This window comes from Flavobacterium pisciphilum, assembly GCF_020905345.1.
GTDB classification, from domain to species: domain Bacteria; phylum Bacteroidota; class Bacteroidia; order Flavobacteriales; family Flavobacteriaceae; genus Flavobacterium; species Flavobacterium pisciphilum.
Genome location: NZ_JAJJMO010000001.1, coordinates 4,280,997 through 4,307,839, shown reverse-complemented (window position 1 = coordinate 4,307,839; position 26,843 = coordinate 4,280,997). Strand labels below are relative to the sequence as shown.

The following is a 26,843-nucleotide window of genomic DNA, read 5'->3' as shown; positions in this document are numbered from 1 at the left end:
TTTTATCGATTATAAGACTGTCCTCTTCTTTTTTTCTTTTTGTTTTTCAGCTCGTACGGAAGGTAATTAGCTGTCTGTTCAGCTTGCGTGAGCATCTCTGCTAATTGTGCCATTATAGTGCTGGAACCTACGTATTTGTTATCTCTAAAATCATCACCAAAAAGCGTTGCAATAATTTCCGAATTAGGTGCTTCAAATGTGATTGTATGTGATTTTTCACTTATTAAACTTGCCCTGTTTTGCTCTACCTGACTAATCGATGCACAGCGTTCCTGAATTGCTTTGGCACTGTATTGTTTTCCCAATTTACTGCCGTTAAAAACACATTTTGTGGTATGGTCTACATAGGTAATACCATAAAGTAATCCTTCTGTATTTTTTCTAAAAACAGTATTAATCCCTTCTTTTTCAAGTAGTTGCGCTAATTCTGTAAGTGATATTTCTGTTCTTAAAAATGCCATATCAATAGCGTTTTTTACCCTTCTCATATCTGAGACTTCATTTGTGGTATTAGATGCAAATTTTTCTTCTAAAAACTTCAGGGTTGGTTTGTTGTAAAAAAGACTTGCTTTTATAGGCACTCCAATAGGTTTTCCTGTATCATCGAGTATCCTGTACATTAATCCTTTTGCTTTAAACATTCTTGAATCTTCATTACCTGGGTCTGCTAAAACATTGTATTGTTTGAGCACTGCATTGAGTTCTGGAAGACTGGTATATTTGTAAGAGTAAAGTACTTGATCCAATACATTTGTAATTGCCTTTTTTGATTCGCTTCGCCCATACTGAATCTTTCCTGAGGTGATTGGCTTAAGTTCGAAATTCTGACTGTTTTTATTCCCTTCTGCTTTAACAAGTCCAAAGAGTTTTTCAATTTCTTTTCTTGCCGGTTCAGATCGGTTTTTACCAATATTTTGCATGTCAATTCGTGTGCCATCTCTCTGGACATTTATCGAAACCAGATGGATGTGCGCATGGCCGGAATCGTGATGCTGATATACTAGATAAGGTTGTTCACCAAAACCTATCTTTTCCATATACGAATCAGCAATAGCTATTAATTTTTCCTTAGAATGATTTTCTGACGGATCAAAGTTGATTGAAATATGTACACTGTTTCGCTTTACATTATCGTTTAATTCCAGTTGTTTTAAAAAACGATTCAGTTTTATAGTAAGTCCCATTTTATCAACATCAATCGGATAATTTCCAGCACCTATACATTCTGCAACATTTTCTTTTACTTTGTTTTCATTGTAATAGAAAACCTTGTGGATAGAGTGTCCCGTTTTTATGATCGCAACCATCTTTCCGAGATTTTCTGGATGTGATTTTTGATTTCATCAATCTTATCAAAAAGCTTTTTTTTATCCAGTTCAGCACTTATAATCCATACTTTAAATTCCGGAATTTGATTTAGTGTATGTAGTTTTTTTACCGCCTGATTATAGTTGTTCCCAATGCCATTTAATTGCTTGAACAACTGCATCATTTCATAGATCATATCATCTAAAGACTGATTCCTATAAGTGGTGTTTATAGATTTATCAAATAGGTGTCTACGAATGTAATCGCTCAGCTTACGGCAAGTACTAGCTTTCCATTTCCGCTCAATTTTCGCATACTCTTCAGGTGTAAATCGTAACCCAACAATACGTGTTCTGTTTGAAATTTTTCTTTTCATCATCTCTCTTTTTCATTGTTATCAAACTCTTTTTATCCTTCTAGTATCACTGCGAACGAGTCCCGAGTGTAGAGCATCAAGAAGCTGTTGTTTAACAACAGGACATCTTGCTGATTGCAGGAACATGGCAATCTTCCTGATACTTTAAATGTTTATTAGACATTGCATAATTTTTAAAATGTTCCAAATTCAGTTTTTCCATTTATTACTTTTTTTATACGATGTGATGTATTAATTGTATTATTCCGGAAACTCAATACATTATTTAAACAGTCATCAAAATTTCACTGTTTTTTATAAAATCTATTATTATTTTTTAGAACTCTAGGAAAGTGCACACTGAATATAATTCGAAACTATTGTAACTAGGGAATCATAATGCCAATTTATCCTCTAGTTTTAAATTGAAAAACGTGCTCTTTCAAAACAATAAACCAATTTTAAAACAACAAAATCCTGACTGTTTTCAGGAAGGTTTTTGGTTGTTCATTCTAAAAGGGTAAAAGCGTCATTAAATACTTCAATGATGTCCTTTTCTAGGAACATTTTAATTCCATGGAAGAATTTCAATTTATATATTTCACAAAAATTACTCATCTCCCGATTCTCTAAAATTCTCTTCTACATTTTAATACTTATCACTCATCTGCGATACAAAACTATGCAAGTAACACGGATTCTACCTATCACAGGTAAATTTTACCTATCAAAATTCATATCCGACTTTATACCTTTACAAGAATAAATTATTAATTAAAAACGTGAAGATTATGACAACAAATGATGTGGCTCAAGTTTTAGATACTGTGCTTAGTATCCCTGGAATGAATGATGTAGTGAAGATTGATTTGAAAATTTCACGAAAAAATGTACTGTTATTAAATCATGTGATTGAACGTGGATTATCTGCCAAAGAGAGTACTAAACCGTCGATTCTTATGACGAGTGTTCCAGAAGAAAATCTCCAGGAATTAAAATTCTTTGGGGAGGAATGTTTACAAAAAGCTGGACTTATTGAACTCAGTGAAAAATTGAAAACATTGAGCGAAACCGGAAAGTAAAATAGGTTCTGAATGCAAAGTAAAATAATGCCAATAAAAAGTAATTGTTTATTGGCATTTTATTTTTCACCAATCTATTTTACCCAAAAAATAATGCTTTTGAATTATATACAATAAAAATGGCACGTTTTTTACAAAAATTAGCACGTTTTTTACAACTACCTACAAAACAGCTTGTTGTAATTTTGTTTTAGCTCCAACTCTAAATAATTGAACCCCAGTTAAAAGCTTCCTTTATTTGAGTTTTTAAAATTTGACACTTTAAAAATTGTATCAACTTAAAGATTAGAAAGCATGAAACTTAACGAAAAAAGTAAGAGGATAATTATTGAAATAACTTGTCTATTGTATATCCTTTTATTGGTTTATGCAGCGATGAACAAAGGACTTGATTTTGAAAATTTCAAGGTAGAATTGGGGCAGTCTCCATTGCTAAGCGCATTTGCTCATTGGATCTCCTGGACTGTACTGATTGTGGAGTTCGCTATTGCAATATTACTTCTTTTTCCAAAAACACGCATCAAAGCACTTTATGCTGGATTTTGTTTGATGACCATGTTTACGGCTTATATTTATATCATGCTGAATTACAGTTCCTATCTTCCTTGCTCTTGTGGAGGAATATTAGAGAAAATGAGTTGGCTAGAACATCTCATATTCAACTTCATCTTTGTACTATTGGCTGGCTTAGCACTTTGGCTCAATCATCCTCACAGTAACTCTGGGAGAAAAAACACAAGGCTTCTCTCCTACCCTATTCAGTTATTATTATCCTTCTTATTGAGCTGTATTGCTGTCATCATTTTGTTTCTCTCTTCCGAAGAAATCATGCATCATCAAAATCCTTTTATCCGTCGTTATCCACATCATCCCGTTACACTTACACATACCTTAGATCTAAAGTACAATTCGTATTATTTTGCGGGAGCTGGTGAGGAAAAATTATATCTTGGCAATTATACTGTTCCACTGTATTTATTATCGGTTGATAACAAACTCCAGCAACAGAAGATACAAGTAACACTTGATCGCAGCAGCTTTCCTTTTAGATCTATTAGAATGGCTGTTCGTCCTCCTTTTTTCTATATAATAGATGGAAAAGTCCCTGCTATTTTTAGTGGTCGTATCACCGATTGGAATGCTAAATTACAAGAACCTAAGTCTCCTTATTTTACTACTGCCGTACCGATAGATAGTAGTTCAATTATTTTTAGGAGTATTAACACTACTAGTAATAACAATGTCCTTGGCATCTTCAAAGCAGGAGTTCCATCAAAACTACAAATGGCACCACAACTATTACAAAAGCAAATCGATGGCATTTTTGATACGGATGGTATGTTGCATTACAGCGAGGAAATGAAAAGAATGATCTATCTCTATAGTTACCGTAACGAGTACATCGTTGCAGATGAAAATGGAGTTCTTGATTATCGGGGCAATACAATTGATACTGTATCACGTGCTCAAATAAAAGTAGCCTACCTCAAGGAAAAAACGGAACAAACAATGGCAATACCAGCGCTTAGTGTTAATGCGAATAGTAGTGTCTATGGGCACCTACTTTTTGTGAATTCCAATGTTCCGGGGCGCTATGAGCCAAAAAAAGTATGGAATCAATCCTCGGTAATTGATGTTTACGACCTTAACAAAAAAGGATATCTATTTAGTTTTCATATTTATGGAATTGATGGTGAAAAAATTCGAGATTTTTTAGTTACATCAACCCATGTGTATGCACTTATCGACACAAAATTGGTAGTTTATCAATTGAACGAAAAATTAAAAAATGAAATAAAACGTGTAGAATAAAAAACTGTGATACACGTAATGATATACTAGGCCTAGTATCAGGAATTAGATCGAACACCTGTAGAAAATAGTAGATCGCTATTAACCATAAATTATAATATTATGAAAGCAATAATTTTAAAAAAAATGATGCCAGCTGCAGTTTTTGTACTGGCCATTTCCGGTGCATTTTTAACTATGTCAATGCAAAGTGATGCGAATACTAAAGTATCTGATGATCTTGTAGTGGGTTTTCCCATTACATTGACGCCTTGCAGTGTCCAGATAGTTTGTTCTGATGAAGGCACGGAAGTTTGTCGTGTTTCCTACCCTGGAGGGGCTCAAGCTTTTGGACGTCCTGAAGAAGGCGGAATGAGCTGTCCAGAAACTGTTTTCAAACCTTAAGGTTACTCTTTTAAATGTCTATTAAAAATGTAATGCAGTTCCAAAGGAACTGCATTACCATTTAATATCAGTTATTACTTCAACCCTGATTTTATCCAAGATGAAGGTTGCATATCTTTTAGATGGTAGTCAAACCATTCATGCACTCTATTTGAAAGATCTTTTTGATTTTCACTATTACTAATAGTATGTTCTTCTTTGGGATAGAGTAACATTATATGCTTTTTTTCCAGACGTCGTAGCGCCAAATAAAATTCTATACTTTGATTCCAGTTTACCTGTTTATCCTTACCTCCAGTCCACGAAAGAAGTGGTGTGGTAATGTTTTTTGCGTGGACAATTGGGGAGTTTCTATCATAACCTTCTTTATCCTCAAAGAGCGATTTTCCCATACGCCATTGGTGATTTTCAAAACGCCATATATCATCTCTTCCTGTACGCCCTACTGTTAGATAAAAACTAGTAAGGTCTGTTGCTGCAGCACCAGCTGCAGCTGCAGCAAAAAGGTTGGTTTGTGTGATGATAAAGTCCGTCTCATATCCTCCGAAAGAGTGTCCAATTAGCCCTATCTTATTTGGAAGAACATGTCCTTGTGCAATGACTTCATTTGTTGCCGAAACAACACAATCTACCGCAGATACTCCAACATTACCTATTTCATAAATAATATCCGGAGCAAGTACAAAATACCCTTGTGTTGTAAAAGAGGTGCTGTTAAACGCTTCATCTTCTCCGATGAATTGGGAAGGATTGAGGTATTTATTATGAAGTTTTTTCGATAATTTCTCATAAATATAAACAATCATTGGATACTTTTTTTGATTGTTGTAATTCGCGGGATAATATAATATACCCTGCAAGGATTTCCCTTTTGAATTTTTGTATTGAATTAGTTCTGATTTTCCCCAATAAAATTGCTGCTGTTGTGGGTTACTTTGTAGTAGTAGTACTTTGGGTATCTTATCAGTATGGGATTGAAGCATCAATCGAGGAGAAAGGTCATAACGCTGCTCGGTATAAATAAAAACATTACCTCTGTCTGATTGAATTAGTTGATCTAGACGACTGTTAGTAGAAAACACTAACTTTTCATTGGATTTTGATGAACATTTATAAAAGCCATAATAGCCTTGTTCACTAGTAGTTTCTAACAACAATCCTGTATCAAGATTATGGGTATAAAAAATCATTCCATCGTAATTTACTTTTGCGGGCAAAACATAAGTAGAGCCTGCTAATCTAAATTGAGTTTGGCTTTCCCTCCCATGAGTTAGCCTGCGCGCAGAAGATCCATCGGGACGTATTGCCCAGATATCGTATGCATCATACAATAGGATTTCTTTATCCTCTTGAGTCCAACCTAAAGGAGAATAAGCATTGTTTTTTTGTGGATGTCCTTTTTGATTATTAGAAAAAGACACTCCAATATTTTTAGTAATATTGATATGGATTTTCTTAGTAACATCATAAATCCACCAGTCCTTTTGTTGGAAATAAGCAATGTACCTTCCATTAGGAGAAGCAGTGGTATGATCAAGACTGCCAGACTGTTTCTTTAATAACAACTCGCTTTTACCGGTGGACACATCCATAAGATAAAAATCTCGCGGGCCTTGTTTTGAATATTGGGGTTCATATTGTTCCTCATTGGATAGTATGGCATATTTTTGATCTCCAGTTAACATATATTTTGGTAAGATATCATTGGAAATAAGTTGAAATTGATTTTCAAGTGGACGCCATAATGCAAGATATGTCCTTTTATTATTTTTTTGCTTTTCTTGCATAGGATAAATCAATTTGGCATTTCCATTCCATAATTGTACAGCAGTATCTCTTATCGTATCTTTTGATTTGATTTTTTGCTGTACATTAAAAAAGACGCTGCGCATATCATCGGAAATCTTTAATTTAAACATGTAACCTAAAATATTGCTTGGCATGCAAAGGGAATCTCCCAGAAAACTATTTTGTGCCTGAGAACTAGTGGTATATAACTTCTTGTTGGACACATTATAATAGAAAATAGTATTGTTAAAGCTCGATTCATCAGGATATTTTTGCATAAAAGCCAATGATTTTCCTTTCTCATCCCATGTTAGATTGCTAAAAGAACTGGAACCACTAAACAAAGTTGTTTTTTTATTTTCTTGAGAAAGTTGTAAAAGATTAATGATGTGTTGCTTTCCAATTGTTGTTGTGTAGAGTACTATTTGGTTTGTTGGATCCATTACAAATGTATTCACTCTCTCAATACGCTCCTGAATCATTCCATCGAGATCCCGAATAATCAATACATTTTCTTTATCCTTTTCGGTTTTTAAAATCAATAGTTTCTTTGCCTTTGGCGCATAAACATATTGGATTGCATTATCCACTGTTTCTTGCTTGCCTGTTTTTAAATTCAACAGATGAAGTTCTTGTGCAGTTTGATAGGTAAACCAATCTGATGTTATAAAATCTCCATTGTTCCCTAAAGGGAAAGCCTTAGTCAGTAATGATTTGGTGTTTTTTACAAATAACGTGTCAAGCCTATTTTCATAAGTCATGCTATAACAGATCCACTGTCCGTTTGCGCTCATTTTATTAAGCGATAATTCGCCCCACTTTGGATAATCGTTTATCGTTAAGTTCTTTTTTTGCAACACCTGCCCCCAAAGGGAGCAGGCTACTAATTGCAAAATAAAAACTAAAAAAAAGAATGGCCTTCGCCATGGTAACAGTAAAGTTGTTTTGGAATGTATTTTCATTTTAGCATTTGGTTTTATTGGCAATAGGTTTTAAATTTAATAACCTAGATTTTGCGGTTTAAGATTAGGGTTAAGCGTGAGTTCATTCTCAGGGAGAGGTAAAAGAACATCAGTTGTGTTCCATCCTGGCTTTATAAACAAGACAGCATCGAGTTTTCCTGTTCTTTTAAGGTCAAAAAAGCGATGTCCATATTCGGTAAAGAGTTCCTTTCTTCTTTGCTCTAGTATTTCTTCCAGTATTTGTTCTTTTGAACTGGCTCCTGTATCGGAGAGTCCCGCACGATTTCTGATTTTGTTTAAATCTTCTTTTGCTCCAATGATATTTCCTAATTCAGCACGGGCTTCTGCTCGAATAAGGTATTGTTCAGTCAGACGTAACACTATAGAATATTCTCTTGATGTAGCAGTGCTTCGGGGTTCTTTATATTTGGAGGCATAATACCATGTGCTACTTCCTTTGCTTATTGGTGTAGTCCAAGAAGTTTTACGCAAATCGTTTGTAGCAAAAGAACTCATGAGTGATTCGCTTAGTGCTACCATAGGAGGCGGTCCAAAAGCAAAAGTGAAAAATGCTCCTTCATCAGTATTTTTCCCAACAGCAGTGGGCATGAATTGCCAAATGGCTTCGGTGGAATTTTTTAAAAACACTTTACTAAGTGTATTTTCAAAAATATATAATGAATTGTTTTCTATAACTGCCGTAGCTTTTTTATTAGCATCATCCCATGAACCTTTATAGAGATAAACTCTAGCCAAGAGTGCTTTCACTACAAAAGAATTAGCGCGTACCCTTTCAGTACTGGAATAATTTGGTAAGAGCAAGTCTTCAGCAGTTCTTAAATCGTTTAAAATATAGGTATATACCTCACTTTTTGGCATCTTTGTTACAATACTATTAACTCTGTAATCGGTAGTTTGTATATAAGGAATGTCGCCAAAGAGTTGCAACAGGTAAAAATGAAGTAACCCACGCAGGAAAAGTGCTTCTCCTTCTAATTGTGCTTTTTCTTGTACAGTTAACATTGATGGTCGTACACCTTCAAGAACTGCATTGACAGCATAAATTTGATTGTAGGAGTTGTTCCACAGTGTTCCTATGTTAGTATTAGAAGGCAAAACGGTATTGGTATAAAATGCAAAAGCTGGATTAGTTGCTGCTCCATAAAAGGTAAGTTCATCTGCATAATTCCCTAAATAATTGGTAAGTCCAAATGCTGTACCTGTCAGTAATCCTCTATCCCTAATTTTTGCATATATATCTGCCATAGCCGCATTGGCAGTGGTGTACTCCTGAAACACTGCAACATCAGTAAGTTGGGATTTAGGGAGATCTACCTCAAGGAAAGAATCGCAGGCAGGCATGGAGAAGGTAAAACTTAAAAAGAATATTTTTTTAGCTATTAGCCAGTAACCGTTCTTTTTTTTATATAACGTTTTCATACTTTATAGATTAAAAAGTTAATTGTATTCCCGCAGTTATTACTTTTAGCGGAGGGAGATAACCAATGTTGTTTTCAGGATCTCCATCTTTATAAGAAGTAAAAGTCAAAAGATTTTGTCCTTGGAGTGTAATAGCGCATTGTACAGCCTTTGTACTTAAAGGGACATCATATCTTAAAGCAATCGTTTTAAGACGAACATAAGAAGCATCAACAATAGTAGCATCACTATCACTATAAAGAGATTGTGTAGTCATAGCAGCAGCATTGTACCCAGCAGTATAACGTTGATAAGGACCTGTGTCACCAACTTGTTGCCAACTATTCACCAATCTTTCTGGTTGATTGACCATTCCTGAGGATCCACCATAACTGTCTTTTCGTTGTTTCACAAATTGAAAAAGAAAATCAAGCTTCCAATTTTTGTAACTCAATTGATTTTGGAATCCTCCAAAATAATCAGGATTAAGATTTACTATAGTTTGTTTATCATCTGGAGAGGATAGCTTTCCATCGTTGTTCACATCTGCAAATTGATATAGTCCTGTTGCAGGATCAAGTCCAATGTATTTGTATCGCAATTGCATGTTCAGTGGTTCACCAATGCGATACGTATTTCTATAGGTCGAGCTTGTAAGATTTGGGAAAGCCAAAAGTTCATTTTTAGCTATAGTTAGATTAATACTGGTAACCCAATTAAAAGTCTTGGTAGAAACATTCATGGTTCGTAATGTGAATTCTAATCCTGTATTTTCTACTGTTGCATCCAGATTGGCTTGGAGCTGGGTAAAACCAGTGGTTCCAGGAAGTGGAATTCCAACGAGTTGATTCGAAGAACGGTTTTGGTACCATGCCCCTGTGACAAAGATGCGATCAGCCAAAAAGCCTAGTTCTAAAGCAACTTCTAGTTTTTTATTGACCTCCCATCCAAAGTCTGGATTAAATAAACGACTGGGTTGTAATCCGATAATGTTTTGATAATTGGTACTTGTAGAGCTATAGGTCTTTAAAAATTGGTAATCCCCAATCTGGTCGCTACCCGTAGTTCCATAACTACCACGAAGTTTGCCAAAGCTGAACCAAGTATTATTTTTTAAGAAGCTTTCATTAGAAAACAACCAAGCTACACCAACTGCTCCAAAATTTGCATATTGATTTCCAGGACCAAAACGACTTGACCCATCACGTCTTGCCGTTAAATTTACAATATAACGGTCGTGCCAATTGTAGTTAATCCTACCAAAAAAAGCTTGGTATTTATATATGGTTTCATCACTTAGTGCTACCACTTTAGTAGTCGCCGATGCGAGATTATAAATTAAACTATTGGAACTAAAACCAGTTCCAGACTGGAATAAGCGATAAGTGGATTGTTGTTGAAAAGTTCCTCCCAACAGAATTCCGAATTTACCTCCACCTAATTTCTTTTCCCAATTAATCTGCGGTTCTATAATCCAAGAACTACGTTTGGTATTATTGAGGTATAAACTAGAGTTGGCGCTTGTTGCACCCAAAGAAGGACTATAAATGGTTGAAGGACTCGTACGACTTTCTTCATGTTGTAAGTCGGTATACCCAAAACTGCTTTTTAGAATTAAGTCAGGTGTTATTTCATAAGATAATACCGTATTTGCAAGAAAATCTTTGGTTTTGGATTTATTTTGAGCGTACAAATTGGCTAGTGGATTGCTCCATGTTCCATTTTCCCAATTGAGATTTCCTGTAGCATCGTAGAGTGCGGGAGCATTTGGGGGGAGATTGCGAGAATCGTTAGTAAGATCATAAGCGGGCAGGTCATTTTTTTGTAGTGTATAACCAGCTGAGAGTACCAAACGAAATTTACCATCAATCGACTGATGGTTTAAGTTGAACTGCGAACCTCCTTTTTTGTATAAAAAATCTCCTGGAAATACAGTTGATTCGGTGTGGTAATTACCACTAAAGAGAAACTGCGTATACTGCGAACCACCTGAGATGGTTCCTTGCAAATCTGTAATTATGGCCGTCCCCCCTATAAACTCCTTCTGCCAATTGGTATAACGGTTTTGATCCCATGTTCCATTGATGTCGTAATCTCCTGCTGGGTAAGTAGTAATTCCATCATTAATAAATGCCTGACGGCGCATGACGAGGTATTGCTGGGTATCCATGAGTTTCATGAATTTGGTGACTGTTCCACCTCCTGATGATGCGGTGAAGGTAAATTTTGTTTTTCCTTCTTTTCCTTTTTTGGTAGTTATCAGTACAACGCCATTGGCTCCACGAGAGCCATAAATGGCGGTTGCATCGGCATCTTTTAGTATTTCGATGCTTTCTATAGCTTCTGGGTTGATGCTATTAAGTGGGCTGGTAATAGTAGGGAAGATCGTCGAAGTCTGGTTGTAACCGATGGGATCTGAAGCATAAGGAACACCATCTATAATATATAAAGGATTATTTCCCTCGGGTCGGATGCTGTTTTGCCCTCGTATCTGAATTTGGAATCCTCCACCGGGGACTCCTGTGGTTTGGGTTACATTGACCCCTGCCATGCGTCCTTGCAGGATTGCTAAGACATTAGTCACAGGTTGGGTTTCGATATCCTTGGCTGTTATTCTGGAAATGCTACCGGTACGCTCGCTTTCCTTTACGGTATAGTATCCTGCGTTGACGCGCACTTCTTGCAGTGCCATGGTATCGTACTCTAATGTTATGTTTATGGTTTGCCGTCCCTTTATGGGGACTAGGACGGTTTTGAATCCCATAAAAGAAACAATTAGCGTATCTGAAACAGCGGCAGTAATATTATACTGCCCATTGTAATCGCAAATTGAACTAGAATTAATTTTGCTTTTTAAAGCAATGGTAACTCCTGGTAAAGGATTGGTTCCATCTGTAATGGTACCGTGCACCACATTTTGTTGAGAGTTGGACTGCTGTTGCCGCAGTACACTTTTTGCTATAACAGGGGTAAAAGACAAAAAACACCCGAAAAAAATCAGGCAATAAAGAGCCTTACTACCCTTGTAGAATGAATAATTATTCATAATATTGGGTTAGTTAAGTAAAACGTTTGTTTTGTTTGCTACGGTCCTCTATACTAGTTTGGTGACGAATTAGAGGGCCATTTTTTGTGCGTTAAGTTAGGTGGAGTATGGTATCGACTACCATTTTTGTTGAATCATAGGCACTAAATTTTGGTTAGTTGAACTAATTAAATTATTACGAGCCTAAAAAACAATGAAAATTTGGTGCTAAGAATCCAAAAATGAGAGATTTGCTTTAGAAATAAAAAATGGCGCAGAAACTCAACATGTCGAATAGAGGTACTGGTATAACCCTGGAACAACAAGTGAGCCCACGCCATGGTCGTGAGCAAAACCACTTATCCTCTCGTTCCAATGAAAATTACCAGTTTTCTATCCGAGATTCAAAGCGAATGCTTCAAATATTTTTATTTAGAAGTATCGCAAAAATACAATCCATTTGGATTTCAAGCAAATATAATTAAAAAAACTTTACCGTTCGCAAGCGCGAACGATTTTTTTAACCTAATGGATTTATTTTGTTAAAATCTTTTATAAAAGTGGTAAATAAAAAACCTTCCAACACAACTTCAAATAGTGATGCTTTAATGTACATGAATTTATGTAATTACATTACTAAAAAGTGGTTTCCAAAAAAATTAGATCCCGCTAGTCAAAAAGTCAGTATGACAAATTATGCTAATCAATGTGATTTAGCTACATCTACCATTACAAAAATAGCAAATGCTCCAGAAGGGTATATACCTCCATTGAAGACTATAATAAAAATTTGCCGTAAAGAGGAAACATCCTTATCTCAGCTTTTTAGTGATTTCGAAAAAGAGTATGGTATAAAATATTAAAGCAAATTAATTAAAAATTAAGAAGTTAAAAAAATCAGTTAAAATCTCTTAATTAAAATGATATGGATTTAATAAATGAAAATATTGTAAAAACAGTCTTAACTGTATCTGGAACTGTACTTGCAGCTATACTGGGAAAGCAGTCATTATCAAATTTATTTGATTCTTTACAAAGAAGAAATCTAAAAAACGTACTAAATGATTTAGAAACATTTTCTGCTCTTGATAAATTTGATGATGATTTTAAAACCAAATTTATTGAGCCTCATGTGAAAGAGTTGTACTTTTTTTCTCAAACTGGAATTGATACAAATGAGAAATCAATACCAAAATACATTTCTTTTAAAGATAAACTAGGCGGAAACTATACATGGCCAAAAATCAAGAGAGCAAAACAACACCTAGATTCAAATGGTCCAGAAATAAAAATTAATTTAAGTAAAACTGAAAGAATTTGTGCCAACATTGCCATCTCACTATCCCTATTTTTTTTTACTGGTGGAATTATTTCATATTTCTATTTAAATCAATTTAAAACTCAAGGCATAGGAGATATTCTTATAACAATGGGGTCACTAATATTTCCAATGATCATTGGTTTTTTATTCTTTATCTCTATAGATTCAATACTCATCGCAAAACAAATGGAAAAAAGGCTAAATAGTCTATAACAATAAAATCACGAATGTTAATACAAAACCCCACCTAGATTAGATGGGGTTTACTGTTTAGCAAAAAGATTACTTTTTAGCTTCTTCTACAGAAATTTTTCTAAACTCTTTGAATAATTTCTCAAGTTCTAAGCTTGATTTACGAGCTCTTGGCCCAGCTGCTTTTACACCTTTCTCAATTAAAGATTCCGATTCTGCTTTGAACGTTTCGATTTCTGTGTTGATTTTTTCTATTAAATCTTTCATTATATTTTATATTAAATTAAAGCAGCAAAACTAATGGTTTGTTTAATATATTGAAATAATTTAAGTTTAAATTACATGCTATTTATACCGATTAACTCAATCATCTATCACAAAACCATATTATAGTATTATTGTGGCTTATTGTAGCGATTTAATTTAAAATTCAAAACTATCTTTGTGCAATTTTTAAATATATAATTATTGATTTTACATACTATATAATACTAAATACAAGAAAGTTAATCTAATTAATCATGCTAAAATATCAAATTCGTAAAAATCACTAAAAGTGGGTATTGCAAATAGCTAAAAAGCCACATACATTTGTCTGATTTTTTTTACATCAACAGAAATCCAATTTATTGAAATTTTACAATAGAAAAGTAATTTAAATAATCGACTTTGCTAAACAGAAATCTCCCTCTATCTAAAGACTTCAAAAACCCTTTGTTTAGGGAGTTTTTAACGTAAAAATATTATTAATTAAATATTAAAAAGCTAGTTTTGTAGCTTTTTAAATAAACCCATAGAATGTTGAAGATAAAATTACTTTTCTTACTAATTATTACGTGTTCATTAGGTTACAGTCAAAGCAAAGACGCAAAAGTCATGGTCAATGCCAGGGCTCAAAAAGATAAGATTTTGATTCGTTGGGCTATTAATTCTCCAATAGAATGGCAAAAAGCAAATAAAAAAGGATTTGTAATTACCCGAACTACAATACTTCGAGATGGGAATATTTTGCCTAAACCCGAAAAAATGGTACTTACACCAAAACCACTTCTTCCAGAACCTCTGGATTCATGGCTTGACTTAGCACAAAAAGATAATAATGCGGCTATAATTGCACAATCTATCTACGGAGAAAGTTTTGAGGTAACTGGTGCCAAAGAAGGGGAACTTGCTAAAATAGTAAATATGGCTGATGAGCTGGATCAACGGTATACTTTTGCTTTATATGCAGCCGATATGAGTTTTACTGGTGCAGTAAAAGCGGGTTGGGGATTTGTAGATACCAACGTTAAAGTCAATGAAGTGTATGCTTATCAGGTAAGTGTTTTTGAAAGCCCAAAAGTTAAAGAATCTTCTTATATGATCGGTTTAAAAGACTTTAGTGTTTTACCCGCACCAACAGATTTTATTGCGATTCCTGATGATAAAAAAGTACTGCTTTCCTGGGATTACGAAACATTCAAAAGAATATATACTTCTTTTATGGTCGAAAAATCTTCTGATGGGACCAATTATACTCCAATAGCAACTACACCTTTAGTAAACTTAAATGATAAAGACGAACATCCATCTAAAACCATGTATTATATTGATACGCTTAGTGTAAACAATAAAATGTATCAATATAGATTATACGGTATAACTTCATTTGGAGAAAAGGGAGAAGTAACAAAACCAATTACTGCAACTGGAGTGGCTGCTATCGTTACCGCTGCAAGGCTTGTAGATTATAATATAGTGAACTCTAATGAAGTTAATTTGGAATGGGAATATCCTGTAGCGTCCGAAGGCTTTATTCAGGGCTATGAAATTAACCTATCGGATAATGATAAAGGTCCCTATAAAGTAGTTTCTAAAATGATTCCTCCATCGGAGAGAAAACTCAATTATAAAGAAATTTTATTTCAATCTAATTATTTTACCATATCTGTAGTTGGTAAGAATAATCAGCGCTTAACCTCACAGAGTATGTTGGTTCAACCTGTAGATTCTATACCACCAGCAAAACCAATAGGGCTGGAAGGTGTAATTGATAGTCTTGGAATGGTGCGATTGAAATGGAAAACAAATCAGGAAAAAGATTTGCGTGGATACCGAATTTTAAAAGCCAATAATGCTGGTGAAGAATTTGTAGATATTTATCATAAATCCTATGTAGGCAATAATTACAAAGACAGTGTGAGCCTTAAAATGACAAATAGTAAAGTGTATTATAGAATTGCTGCAGAGGACATGAGGTTTAATATTTCAGAACCATCAGATATTTTAGTTTTAGATAAACCCGATAAAATTCCCCCTGCTGCACCCATTTTTAAAGACTATGATAATAAAGATGGAAAAGTACACTTAAAGTGGATACGCAGTTTTAGTGAAGATGTAGTAGGATATAGTCTAAGAAGGAGAGAAAAAGGACAGGAAAAGTGGCTGGAGATTAAACAAATAAACGACACCATTCAGGAATATACAGATGACAGGGTAGAGAATAAAAAGACATATCAATACGCTATTCTAGCTAGGGACAAAAGTAATCTGTGGTCATCATTAGATCATTCTATAATAACGGTACAAGTTTTGGATTTTACACCTGTAAAAATAATTACATTTTTGCAAGGACTGCCTGATCGAGAGAATAAAAAAATAGTCCTAACATGGAATTATAATAAAAGTAAGGACAAAGTAATCAGTTTGAGTATTTATAAAAATGTAAAAGGTACGCCGCCAACATTATGGAAAGAATTAAATGGTACTGTATTTACTATAGAAGATAAAAATTTAAATATAAACTCGGAATATGAATATCATTTAATTCCTAATTTAGAAAATGATAGCCCTTCAAAAGTCGAAACCCTAACAGTTATATATTAAGCCTATGAAGAAGTTTTACTTATTGTTAATTTTATTGGTTTCTGTATTTGGATATGGACAGATTAATTTAGTTGGGGACACCAAATATAAGTTAAATATTGTAGGTTATCAAAGTAGAGATAGTGACGGATGCGGAGATATTGATGGATTAATTTATATCAGAGCAACTTATCAGGATGGGAATCATTCTAATCTTTTTCAAGGAAGAAAAATTTATCAACCAGTAGATCATGAAGAAACTTTTACTAAAAATAATCCTATTGTTAATTTAGAGTTCCATAAAGTAGTTCGTTGGGAAACTACTTTTGGTTGTAATGGCGGACCAAACCGAAATTATGATAATGTGAGTATTACCAATACTTGTTTCTCATCTTATCAAGCTAATGCAGGAAGTGAATTGCGTGAATTAACAGTTACCGTTAAACCTGTTGTTGTTATTAATAAACCAGCGGAGCCTCAATATTTGGGGGATACTGGAGTTTTGAAAATTGAACTTCCCGATAATTTGACTCCAAATTATTACAATTGGAAGTATAGAGTAGGTACCGAACCTGAAAAAGACATTCCGGCAGCTTTTAATAATAAGCCTGTTCTAAACATAAAAGGTGAAGATTTTTTAAAAGCTGAGGATTTTGGTAAAATTATTTACGTTTGGGTAAATATGAATTGTAATGCAGGAAGTGAACTGGCTAAAGGATATGCTCGTAGAGAAGCGTATTATAAAGTTAATGAATGTACCAGTAAGTGTCGCCCTAGTTTTCCAATTACTAATTGGATTAAATGTATCCAAAATTGTGCTACTAATTATACTACACATTATAATGAAGCATATACTGATGAATTAGAAAAAACACACCAAAGTTTGAATTCAAACGAGATTCCTTTTACATATTTAAAGACCTCACCTGTAGTAACATCTGCTCTTCCTGCTAATGTAAGCTGCTATGATTTCGAAAGCAAGGATGGTAGTGTGAAAATACAATTTGATAAATCACTATTACCACAGGAGAAATTAAATTACACTTTAATTAATGCAGATACTGGTACACCTGTAGACGTAAATGGAGCTGTCGTTATGGATGGAGATAAATTTATGACTAGAAACAATTTGGCCCGAGGTAACTATGAGTTTCAGTTGATTGGATTTTATGATGGCTACAATACAAGAGTACCAACAGAAATCAAAACTTATTTTACAATTGGTTCACCTAGTCCCGTCGATTTTAATTTATCGAAAACAAATGTTAAATGCAACGGCGGTAAAGACGGAACAATAACCATAAATGCATCAGGTGGAACAGGAAAAGGATATCAATATTCCGTTGACAATGGGACCACATGGATTCCTTTTAGCAATACCAATAGTAATACTCATACTATAAATGGTTTATATCCCATTTCTGGTCTATCTATTGATTATGCTATAAATGTGAAAGACATGAATGGCTGTGTTGCCAAAATTCAGAAAGTGGTTGATGGGAAAATTGAATTAGGAGCCGAATTATCAAAGTCGGTCACAATCGAGCAACCTGCGAATGCTGTATACATAAACTACACCCTCAAAAATGATCCAACTTTTTACGGAGCGGCCAACGGAAAATTAGTTGCCGCCATATCTGGTGGGACTATTAATGATGACAAATCCTATAGTTTTGAATGGAAAAATAGTATTGGTGTTGTTATGCCTGCAACAGCTCAGTATAATTCTGCCGATAATACATACAATATTACATTGGAAAATGCTCCTGAAGGAGAATACAAACTAACTGTAAAAGATAAAAATTACAATAACGCCATAAATAAAGAAGGCTGTTCTATTATCGAGTCCTCTCAAATATTAACGCAGCCCGAAAAAATTAAAATTACTTTACAAGAAACACAACCTATTTCTTGTAACACTGAAAATTCAGAATCAGATGTAGATAAATTCTCAGACGGAATTTTAAAAGCAACAGTAAGCGGCGGTATTCAATTTACGGGAGCAGCAAATAATGGTTTACCCTATACCTTTATTTGGTCAAAATATAATACTATAACAGGGTTCTGGGAGGAATTGTCAGAACATAAAACAGCAACAGCTGAGAATCTTTCGCAAGGAAACTATTCATTAAATATTATTGATGCTAACGGCATAGTACAAGGAACTTATAATACTACAGATTTAGTAACAGCAATTCCAACAACAAAAGAAATGGTAGAACCTACTAAATTGGAATTATCATTCAATTCTGGAAATGTTTCTTGTCATGTAGGCAATAACGGCTGGGCTCAAGCAAATGTCACAGGAGGATCTAGTCCTTATACTTATACTTGGTACAATACAGGTGAAGGAATTATTGACGTTAATAAAATATCTCATTTAACTGCAGGTACCTATACTGTTGAAGTTATTGATGCAAAAGGCTGTTTTACAAAAGGGAGTATTGTAATAAGTGAACCTGAATTTCCTGTCGCAATTGAGTATATAGACATTTTTACTCCTACTTTTTCAGGAGCCACCAATGGAAGAATTGTAGCTAAGATAACAGGAGGAACACCAAATGATGATAAATCATATTATTATCAATGGAAAAACTCCACAGGAGTGCTACAAACTACAACTGCAGAATTAAAAGATGGATTTTATACTATTACTCTTAATGGTGTTCCTGCCGATGATTATTTTTTAACGATTAAGGATAAAAATTATAGCGAGGGAACAAATCAAATTATTAATTGTTCCGTATTAGAGTCAAAAGTCGTATTGACGGAACCTGATCCTTTAAAAGTTGTTTTTGAAATAGTTCGTACTATTTCTTGTAATACAAATAATGAGTTTGGTAATGATAAAGACACTACGCCAAAAGATGGTCAGCGTGACGAGTCGCAAGATGGTATTTTAGTCGCTCATGTTTCTGGTGGAACTCCACTGGCGTCTTCTGTAAATAATGGATTGCCTTATTATTTTTACTGGAAAAAACAACAGGCAGATGGTTCCTGGATAGCTTTACCTAACATCACAAGTGAAACAGCCTCAAACCTTTCTCATGGAAGTTATGCGTTGAATATAAAAGACAGAAACGGAATCATGTTAGGGACTTATGTTAATAATATACTCACACAGGAAATTGATGTTACACAATTAATGCAGGAACCTCCAAAATTAGCTGTTACTATAACACATGGAGATGTTTTTTGCAATGGCGGAAATGACGGTTGGGCTACAGCAAACGTTGTGGGAGGAACGCCTCCGTATGACTATAAATGGTCTAATGAAGTAGATATTGATAAAAATACGTTTCTAAAAGCAGGTAAATACTGGGTGTTTATTACAGATGCTAAAGGCTGTACAACACAGGAAAGTGTTACTATCTTGCAACCTGTAGCACCACTTGCTATAAAATATACAGAAGTTTTTAATCCTACTTTTTATAAAGCGACTAATGGAAAAATTGTAGTAGAAGTTACAGGTGGAACAATTTTACCAGACAACTCCTATTGGTTTGAATGGAAAAATAGTACAGGAATAACACAAACTACAACCACAACGAGCTTTAGTAATGGCATTTTTACTATCTCTCTAAACGGGCTTCCTGAGGAAACCTATAGCCTAACAGTTCGTGATGCTAATTATAACGCTGCAACAAATAAAATAAGTTGTACGGTGGCAAATTCAATTACAACTTTGGATGATCCGGATCCGCTTGAAGTTACTTTTGAAGTAGTTCGTACTATTTCGTGTAATGTAAGTAATGAATTTGGAAACGAGATCGATGCTAATCCACAAGACAACCAAAGAGACGAATCGCAGGACGGAATTTTAGTGGCCCATGTCAAGGGAGGAATTCAGTTAAAGGCGGACAAAAATAACGCACTACCCTATTTTTATACCTGGAAGAAACAGCAAAAAGATGGTTCATGGACTATTTGGAACGATCAGGATGAAACAGCCGAAAACTTATCTGAGGGAACGTATGCCTTAAATATTGAAGATGCCAACGGAATAAAACTCGGAACGTATGTCAATAATGTTTTAGTAAAAGAAGTAGATGTTACTCAGTATATGCCCGAACCAGCAAAACTAAATCTGACTTTTACAAAAGGGAATGCCAGTTGTAACAATGGAGATGATGGTTGGGCAGAAGCACACATTTCCGGTGGAACTCCGCCTTATACATATGAGTGGACAAATGGTGAAACAACGGCAAGAATTGAAAACATAACAACAAACAACTACTTTGTAATTGCAACAGACGCAAAAGGCTGTGTTGTTCAGGGGAGCATTTTTGTAGGTGATCCGAAAGGGATATTCACTACGGAAACAGTAACAAATCCAACTTGTTATAGTGGTAATGATGGTTCAATAGAACTAAATGTTACAGGTGGAAATTTACCTTATAATTTTTTATGGAACACAGGAGCTACTACCAAAGATCTAAATAATCTGGTAGCTGGAAATTATGAAGTAACTATTTCCTGCACGGATTGTTGTGTGTACAAAAAGAAGTTTATTTTAAAAGATCCAAACCCAATTGTGGTTGATTTAGGAAAAGACAGAACTTTATGCAACGATCAGGTATTAGATTTAGATGTTACAATCTCAGATGATAAAGCACAATACAGTTGGACTTCTACAAATGGTTTTACATCAAATCAGGCAAAAGTAAGTTTGACCAAATCTGGAACTTATACTGTAAAAGTAACTTCAGCTTTAGGTTGTATTGGAGAGGACGAAATTATAATAAAAACAAATCAGATGGTAATCAGTTCTGAGTTTTTACTCAGCTCTCAGGCTTACTCAGATGAAGAAGTTATTTTGGTAAATACTAGTAATCCTTTTGGAGAAAGTACCCACTGGATACTACCTAAGGGTGTTAGCATTGTAGAGCAAAAAGAAAAATATATTACACTTAAATTTGATACTACAGGTATTTATACAATAGGTTTACAACAAACACAGGGAGACTGCTTTGCCACATACAATAAAAATATTACAGTAGAAAAAAGAAGCACGCTTCCTAATGCAGCTATTGGTTCTAAGTTTATCATTGATTTTATTGTAACACCTAATCCGAGTAACGGAAACTTTAAAGCAATTGTGACTTTAGAGAATAACAGTGCTATAAATTTAAGGCTGTTTTCAACTACGGGAGAATTTACCACGCAGAAAAAAGATTCAGGCAAGAAAAAGTACGAAGTCGATTTTAACACTTCATTGCCGTCTGGAATGTATATTTTGGTGCTTGAAACAGAACAACAAACGCTTGTTAAAAAAATTATCATCTATTAGAAAATGAAAAACTTTTTCAATCATATTATCCTTTTTATTGTAGTATCTTTTTCTGGACTTGGAGGGGCTTATGCCCAATTATTCCCTGTCCAGTTAACACCTGTTTTTAATAGTCCATACAGTGTCAAATTATCCGATTACGCAACCAGTATGGATACTAAAATGCGACTGCTAATCAACCCTACCGATATTACGATATCGCAACGACAAGTACGCTTAAAACTGCACATACAAGGTAACGGGCTCAATATACAAACCAGCGATTATATGGTAGGACAACGCCCCATTTTTATCAATGGAGGCGAATTGCAGACCTTAACCAATAGTGATATTGGAGCCTTATTTAGGTTAGAAAACCTGCAAGGAATTACAGCATTACAATATGCCAACGGATTACCAGAAGGCATGTACAGTTTTTGTTTCGAGATGTTTGATTATATGACTAATCAAAGAATATCACAAAAAAGCTGTGCGAGTCTATATTTGATTTTAAATGATCCTCCACTTTTAAATACGCCACAAAAAAATGAGCAAATAGCTTCAAGCGATTTCCCGAATATTATGTTTACCTGGACACCACGCCAGATGAATGCGACTAATATCTCCTATAAGTTCGAATTAAAAAGGCTTATTGATCCTACACTAGATCCGCAGTTTGCATTTCAGATGTCTCCCTTATTATATGAGGAAACACTTTTTGGAACTGCTTTACTATATAATTTAAGCATGCCTATTCTTACACCGGGAATGCGTTATGCATGGCGCGTAAGAGCAATTTCGACAACAGGACTTTCAGAGAACGCTGTGTTTAAGAATGATGGATATAGTGAAATTTATTCTTTTAAGTATACTGCTTCCTGCCCTGCTCCTTCCTTTTTGTTAAGCGAATCTCAAAGTTCTAAAAGTGTAAAAATCACATGGGAAGGAATACCGGAACACACCCGTTATCAGGTACAATATAAAAAACAAAATGTTCGTAATGCGCAATGGTTTTCGATAAATAGTTTAAACACGCAAAGTTTAATCACCAATTTAGAGCCAGGTATAACCTATCAGTTTAGAGTTGGTTCAAGTTGTGATCCTGCAACAGATGGCGTTCAGTCGTTTACCTATTCTGGAATCAGCACCTTTACAACGCTAACAGAAACTAGTGGTGTTCCTGCTTATAATTGTGGTATCATACCCCAAATTAATATTCAGAATCAAAAACCGCTTACCAATTTAATACAAAGTGAAACGTTTAAAGCTGGAGATTTTCCGGTAACTATTCTTGAACTCAAAGGCGAAAACAGCCCATACTCCGGTCGAGGTTACATTATTGTGCCTTATCTAAAAGACACTAAGATTGCTGTTGAATTTAACAATATCGTAGTTAATACCGATTATCAGTTAATTAGTGGTATCGTTGAAACGAGTTATAATCCCGAATGGAAAAATGTTACCGATGTAGAAGATTTCACAGGTGAAGGTCAGGGTGGGCAGATAGAAGAAACGGTTCCGTTTGAGATCAAAGACATTATTATTAATCCCAATGGAGATATTGTTGTAAATGGTAGCGATGGACAGCAAGTAACCATTCCAGGAGGAAAAGATACTGTCATTACTGATAGTAAAGGAAATACGTATACTGTAGACAAAGATGGTAATGGAAGTAACCAACCTACTGAACCCGCAGCGGGAGGAAAACCAACTCCTGAGAATACCGATGGTGTAGATAAAAGTGGTCAGGTCACAGCATTTACTGCCAAAGGAATCTCGATTGCTTTTTCAGGAAACGGAAGTAAATATGCTTTTGATGTAATGCCAAATAACGCAGCTACCGCTTTACAAAAGTTATACAAAAAAGTAGGTGACGTTGCCTTGCCCTATAAAGCAGTTTTAAATGGTGATACGGATACTGTATTGGCTACAGTTAACATTACAGACACGAATGTAAAAGCGGATAGTATTGTTTTTAAAACCCAAAATGGTGCCAAAATCAACTTTACAAAAAATGATAATGTCTTTGTACTAACGGTAAAAGGAAACCTGAGTTATGCCGAAGAACAAATATTAGCGACTATAAAACAAGGAAATAAATGGAAAGTTATAGGTGCTTTTATGCTCGTACATATTTCTACAAAAGAAGTAAATGTAGCGCTGGTGCCTACTTACGCAATTTCGCAAAGTAAGGTCGATGCAATTATTTCCAATACACAGGCAATTTATAATAAAGTTGGGGTAAAAATTAATTTTACGAAAGAAGACCGATTAAAAATTGACAGTGTAGTTCCAGATACTGTCAATAAAATTCAGACTGAAAAGAATACACTTACATCGACCTATAGTTCAGAGCAACAAAAAATAAATGCCCTGTATCAAGGTACAGCTAATAGTTATGTGTTGTTTATAACCGATAAAGCTTCAAGTACTGGGCAAGATGGTTATATGCGTTTGAATGGTCAATTCGGTTATGTATTTAATTCAGCAAATAATAAAACGGCTGCACATGAGTTAGGTCATGGAATCTTTAAATTAGAACATCCTTTTGAACAATATAAAACTTCAGAATCTGGTACCGATTTCTTAATGGACTATAGTTCAGGAACGATCCTGAATCATCAGGATTGGAAACAAATCAATGATCCTGCATTTAAGTTGTATGCTTTTCAGAGTCAAGCTAGTGGGCAGTTAGCAAAAGGTTTTGGTATTGCACCAAATTGGACTTTTGTTAATAATGGAGACGAAAGAACAGTAGCTTACCTTGAAGTTGCTGAAAAAGGATTCGTGGGCGGATTTAAAAACGGTGAAAAAACATACAAATGGGATGCGACAAACAAAGTGTATGTTAATGATGCAGACAAAAAGGATGTTTTTGAATTACCAACTTCCAAACCAACTTTAAAAGAGAGTATAATTTGGTTATTTTTTGATAATGACAAATCAATTACCCAACATAAATATCTTAAAACCATTTACAATGAGGAACTAAAGGTAGTACTTGATAGTAGGGTACCAGAAAAATTAAGTGCCTTTATAGATAAATATACTACTAAAGATAACTTTAGACGCGAGAAAGAAGATAGGACTACTTTTTGGGGCTATGTAGCCTGCAATGGATGTAATTATGATGGAGATGGTAATGGAACAGACGTTAGTTATGTTAATTATGTAGAAAACTTAGGAAAACTTGCGAATAAAGGTTACAAAAATGATCCGGTAGATGTAAACGCAGCTGAAAGTCATGTTTACGACTATTCAGCTATTATTACAGAGAAAGAAAAAAATAAAATTCTTTCTGAAATGGCAGGTATCAAAACTGATTCTGGCATTGCGACTAAAATATTTTTAACGGATACTCAAACACTTCCTGCCAAACGTAAAGAAGTAACTGATTACTTAGCTAGTGTAAAAGGATTGGAAATTGCGCTTTGGATTGATTTTGATGCAAAAGGAAAAGCAACTATAAAAACTGTTTTAGGAGATAAAATAGAAGGAAAAGGTAGTACAGAGATGAACAAATATCTTCAGCTATTAGGTGAAGTATTACCTAAATTTGACGGTAAATATACTGCTTTTAATCCTTTAACAGCGATGTTGGATGGTTTAGCTGGTCTTATTGGTAAAACTGTAATACCTGAACGTTTTTATAATCCTGATGTAACTGATTATAACTCCTTTCCGGCACAGGTCTATTCTTATGCTACATTAACTGTTCTAAATGATAAATTAACTAGTATAATAACTAATAAAAATCCTTACACTGATAAATATTCATCTAGTCGTGCAAGTTTTGCTTTTACTTGTGGTATTTGGAATGGATTTGTAGGTGCTGTAGGTGGTATTCCTGAAGGAGCATCTATGATTATTAAGTTAATTACCAATGAAGACAAAACTAGAACCAATTTACTAACAGCATTCTCAAAGTTTGAATGGCAAACTATTGAAACCCTTGCAAGTGAACAATGGAATAAATATACATCCAACCCCTGTATGGTTTCTTATGGCACTGGTGAAGTTGGATTCATAGTCGTTTCATGTTTTTATGGAGCTGGTGAAGCAAAAGGATTGGCCACTTTCTTCCAGACCTTAGATAAATTAGACGCTGTTGGAGCATTAATTAGCAAGGTTTCTAAATTTGCAGGAAAAGTTATTAAGCCCATTTTAAACACTTCGGGTAAAGCGTTTAAATTTGTTTTAAGAGAAGGTGCAGAATTTATAAGAGATAGCAGACTTGTAATAAGACCTTCATCTAACTTATATTGTGGTTTCCCAATTTTAGATATAAAACTAATTCGTAAAGGAGCACAATTTACGGAAGATGAAATAAAGACTTTAAAATCTAAAGTTGATGAAGCAATAAATGCTGAAGGAGGAATAGAAAAATTACCATTAGATGAGAATGGAAATAGAATTTTAGAAATTGAAATTAATGGAGAAAAAACACCTGTTATACTTGGTTCCGATGAAGGTTTAGAAAAAGTTGGAAAAATAACCGATGATGCTATCGAATTTGCTGAAGGCTTGGTGGGTGGAGTTAGAAAATATAATATAGCAGGAGAGTTGGCAAATGGAGTGAAACAGGTATCACGAAAGGTTTCACTTGGTAGTAAATCCATGATTTTAAAGTGGAAGGTAGTAAATGGTAGTATAGATTTTACATCAGATGCTGCGAAATCAAATTTAAGATCTCAGATTAAAAATTTCTTAGGAACGAAATCAGGTATAGATGCTCATCACGTTTTACCACTTGGTAGATGTGAGCATCCTATTGTACAAGCAGCGGCAAGAAATGGTTACCATCCTAATTTACCCGAAAGTATATTGGGTCTTGAGCATTATGATGAAGCTTTGCAAGTAGGCTTACATCAAAATCATCCTGCGTACGATAATTTTATTGAATTTAGATTGAATAAATTTATGGAGAAAGGAAATTTAAGTCCAGATGCATGTAACGATTTTATACAGAAACAATTAATCCCGGAATTAAAAGCTGAAATTTTTAATGCAAAAAATTCTACATCAAAAAACTTAAATACATATTTTAAAGAAATTATAAACCCTAAATACGGAATTAATTAA

The 26,843-nt window shown here is 34.5% G+C and carries 14 protein-coding genes; 8 read left to right on the top strand and 6 right to left on the bottom strand.

Features of this window, described 5'->3' with window-relative positions:
- Positions 1–2: 2 nt before the first annotated feature.
- Positions 3–1,307, bottom strand: coding sequence for a relaxase/mobilization nuclease domain-containing protein (locus LNQ49_RS18320; RefSeq protein WP_229990454.1), 1,305 nt, complete (start codon positions 1,305–1,307; stop codon positions 3–5).
- Complete coding sequence (locus tag LNQ49_RS18315) at positions 1,292–1,684, bottom strand: plasmid mobilization protein (protein ID WP_346432475.1); 393 nt, start codon at positions 1,682–1,684, stop codon at positions 1,292–1,294. Before LNQ49_RS18315 ends, LNQ49_RS18320 begins: the two co-directional genes overlap by 16 nt.
- A gap of 770 nt (positions 1,685–2,454) precedes the next feature.
- Between LNQ49_RS18315 and LNQ49_RS18310 the strand changes: the two genes are divergently transcribed.
- The 3 genes from LNQ49_RS18310 to LNQ49_RS18300 all read left to right on the top strand — a co-directional run bounded on the left by LNQ49_RS18310 (position 2,455) and on the right by LNQ49_RS18300 (position 4,941).
- Positions 2,455–2,745 carry a hypothetical protein gene (locus LNQ49_RS18310; RefSeq protein WP_255680849.1) on the top strand — a complete coding sequence of 97 codons (291 nt, stop codon included), beginning with the start codon at positions 2,455–2,457 and terminating at the stop codon, positions 2,743–2,745.
- Positions 2,746–3,039: 294 nt separating this feature from the next.
- Positions 3,040–4,557 carry a MauE/DoxX family redox-associated membrane protein gene (locus LNQ49_RS18305; protein ID WP_346432474.1) on the top strand — a complete coding sequence of 506 codons (1,518 nt, stop codon included), beginning with the start codon at positions 3,040–3,042 and terminating at the stop codon, positions 4,555–4,557.
- A 102-nt stretch (positions 4,558–4,659) separates the two neighbouring features.
- Positions 4,660–4,941 (top strand): DUF6520 family protein, encoded by a 282-nt coding sequence (locus LNQ49_RS18300; protein ID WP_229990451.1) that lies wholly within the window; start codon positions 4,660–4,662, stop codon positions 4,939–4,941.
- Between the two features lie 74 nt (positions 4,942–5,015).
- Here the strand turns inward: LNQ49_RS18300 and LNQ49_RS18295 are convergent, their stop codons facing one another.
- The 3 genes from LNQ49_RS18295 to LNQ49_RS18285 are packed head-to-tail and all read right to left on the bottom strand — an operon-like array spanning position 5,016 to position 12,024.
- On the bottom strand, positions 5,016–7,691 hold the full coding sequence (locus tag LNQ49_RS18295) for an alpha/beta hydrolase family protein (protein ID WP_229990450.1): 2,676 nt from the start codon (positions 7,689–7,691) through the stop codon (positions 5,016–5,018).
- A 36-nt stretch (positions 7,692–7,727) separates the two neighbouring features.
- Positions 7,728–9,131 (bottom strand): RagB/SusD family nutrient uptake outer membrane protein, encoded by a 1,404-nt coding sequence (locus LNQ49_RS18290; RefSeq protein WP_229990449.1) that lies wholly within the window; start codon positions 9,129–9,131, stop codon positions 7,728–7,730.
- Positions 9,132–9,141: 10 nt separating this feature from the next.
- Positions 9,142–12,024, bottom strand: a complete 2,883-nt coding sequence (locus tag LNQ49_RS18285; protein ID WP_346432473.1) for a SusC/RagA family TonB-linked outer membrane protein — start codon at positions 12,022–12,024, stop codon at positions 9,142–9,144.
- A gap of 671 nt (positions 12,025–12,695) precedes the next feature.
- Between LNQ49_RS18285 and LNQ49_RS18280 the strand changes: the two genes are divergently transcribed.
- Positions 12,696–12,998, top strand: coding sequence for a hypothetical protein (locus tag LNQ49_RS18280; protein WP_229990447.1), 303 nt, complete (start codon positions 12,696–12,698; stop codon positions 12,996–12,998).
- 62 nt (positions 12,999–13,060) lie between these two features.
- Positions 13,061–13,669: a hypothetical protein gene (locus LNQ49_RS18275; RefSeq protein WP_229990446.1), complete on the top strand. Its 609-nt coding sequence runs from the start codon at positions 13,061–13,063 to the stop codon at positions 13,667–13,669.
- A gap of 69 nt (positions 13,670–13,738) precedes the next feature.
- On the opposite strand, the gene LNQ49_RS18270 is transcribed toward LNQ49_RS18275, so the two are convergent.
- The gene (locus LNQ49_RS18270; RefSeq protein ID WP_229990445.1) at positions 13,739–13,915 is read right to left on the bottom strand and encodes a histone H1; all 177 of its coding nucleotides are present in this window, start codon (positions 13,913–13,915) and stop codon (positions 13,739–13,741) included.
- 531 nt (positions 13,916–14,446) lie between these two features.
- On the opposite strand from LNQ49_RS18270, the gene LNQ49_RS18265 reads away from it, so the two are divergent.
- Genes LNQ49_RS18265 through LNQ49_RS18255 form a run of 3 tightly spaced genes read left to right on the top strand, consistent with a single transcriptional unit; the run spans position 14,447 to position 26,843 of the window.
- Positions 14,447–16,513 (top strand): fibronectin type III domain-containing protein, encoded by a 2,067-nt coding sequence (locus tag LNQ49_RS18265; protein ID WP_229990444.1) that lies wholly within the window; start codon positions 14,447–14,449, stop codon positions 16,511–16,513.
- Between the two features lie 4 nt (positions 16,514–16,517).
- A complete protein-coding gene (locus tag LNQ49_RS18260; protein ID WP_229990443.1) occupies positions 16,518–21,782 on the top strand; it encodes a T9SS type A sorting domain-containing protein in 5,265 nt (1,754 codons plus the stop codon).
- A gap of 3 nt (positions 21,783–21,785) precedes the next feature.
- Positions 21,786–26,843: a fibronectin type III domain-containing protein gene (locus LNQ49_RS18255; protein ID WP_229990442.1), complete on the top strand. Its 5,058-nt coding sequence runs from the start codon at positions 21,786–21,788 to the stop codon at positions 26,841–26,843.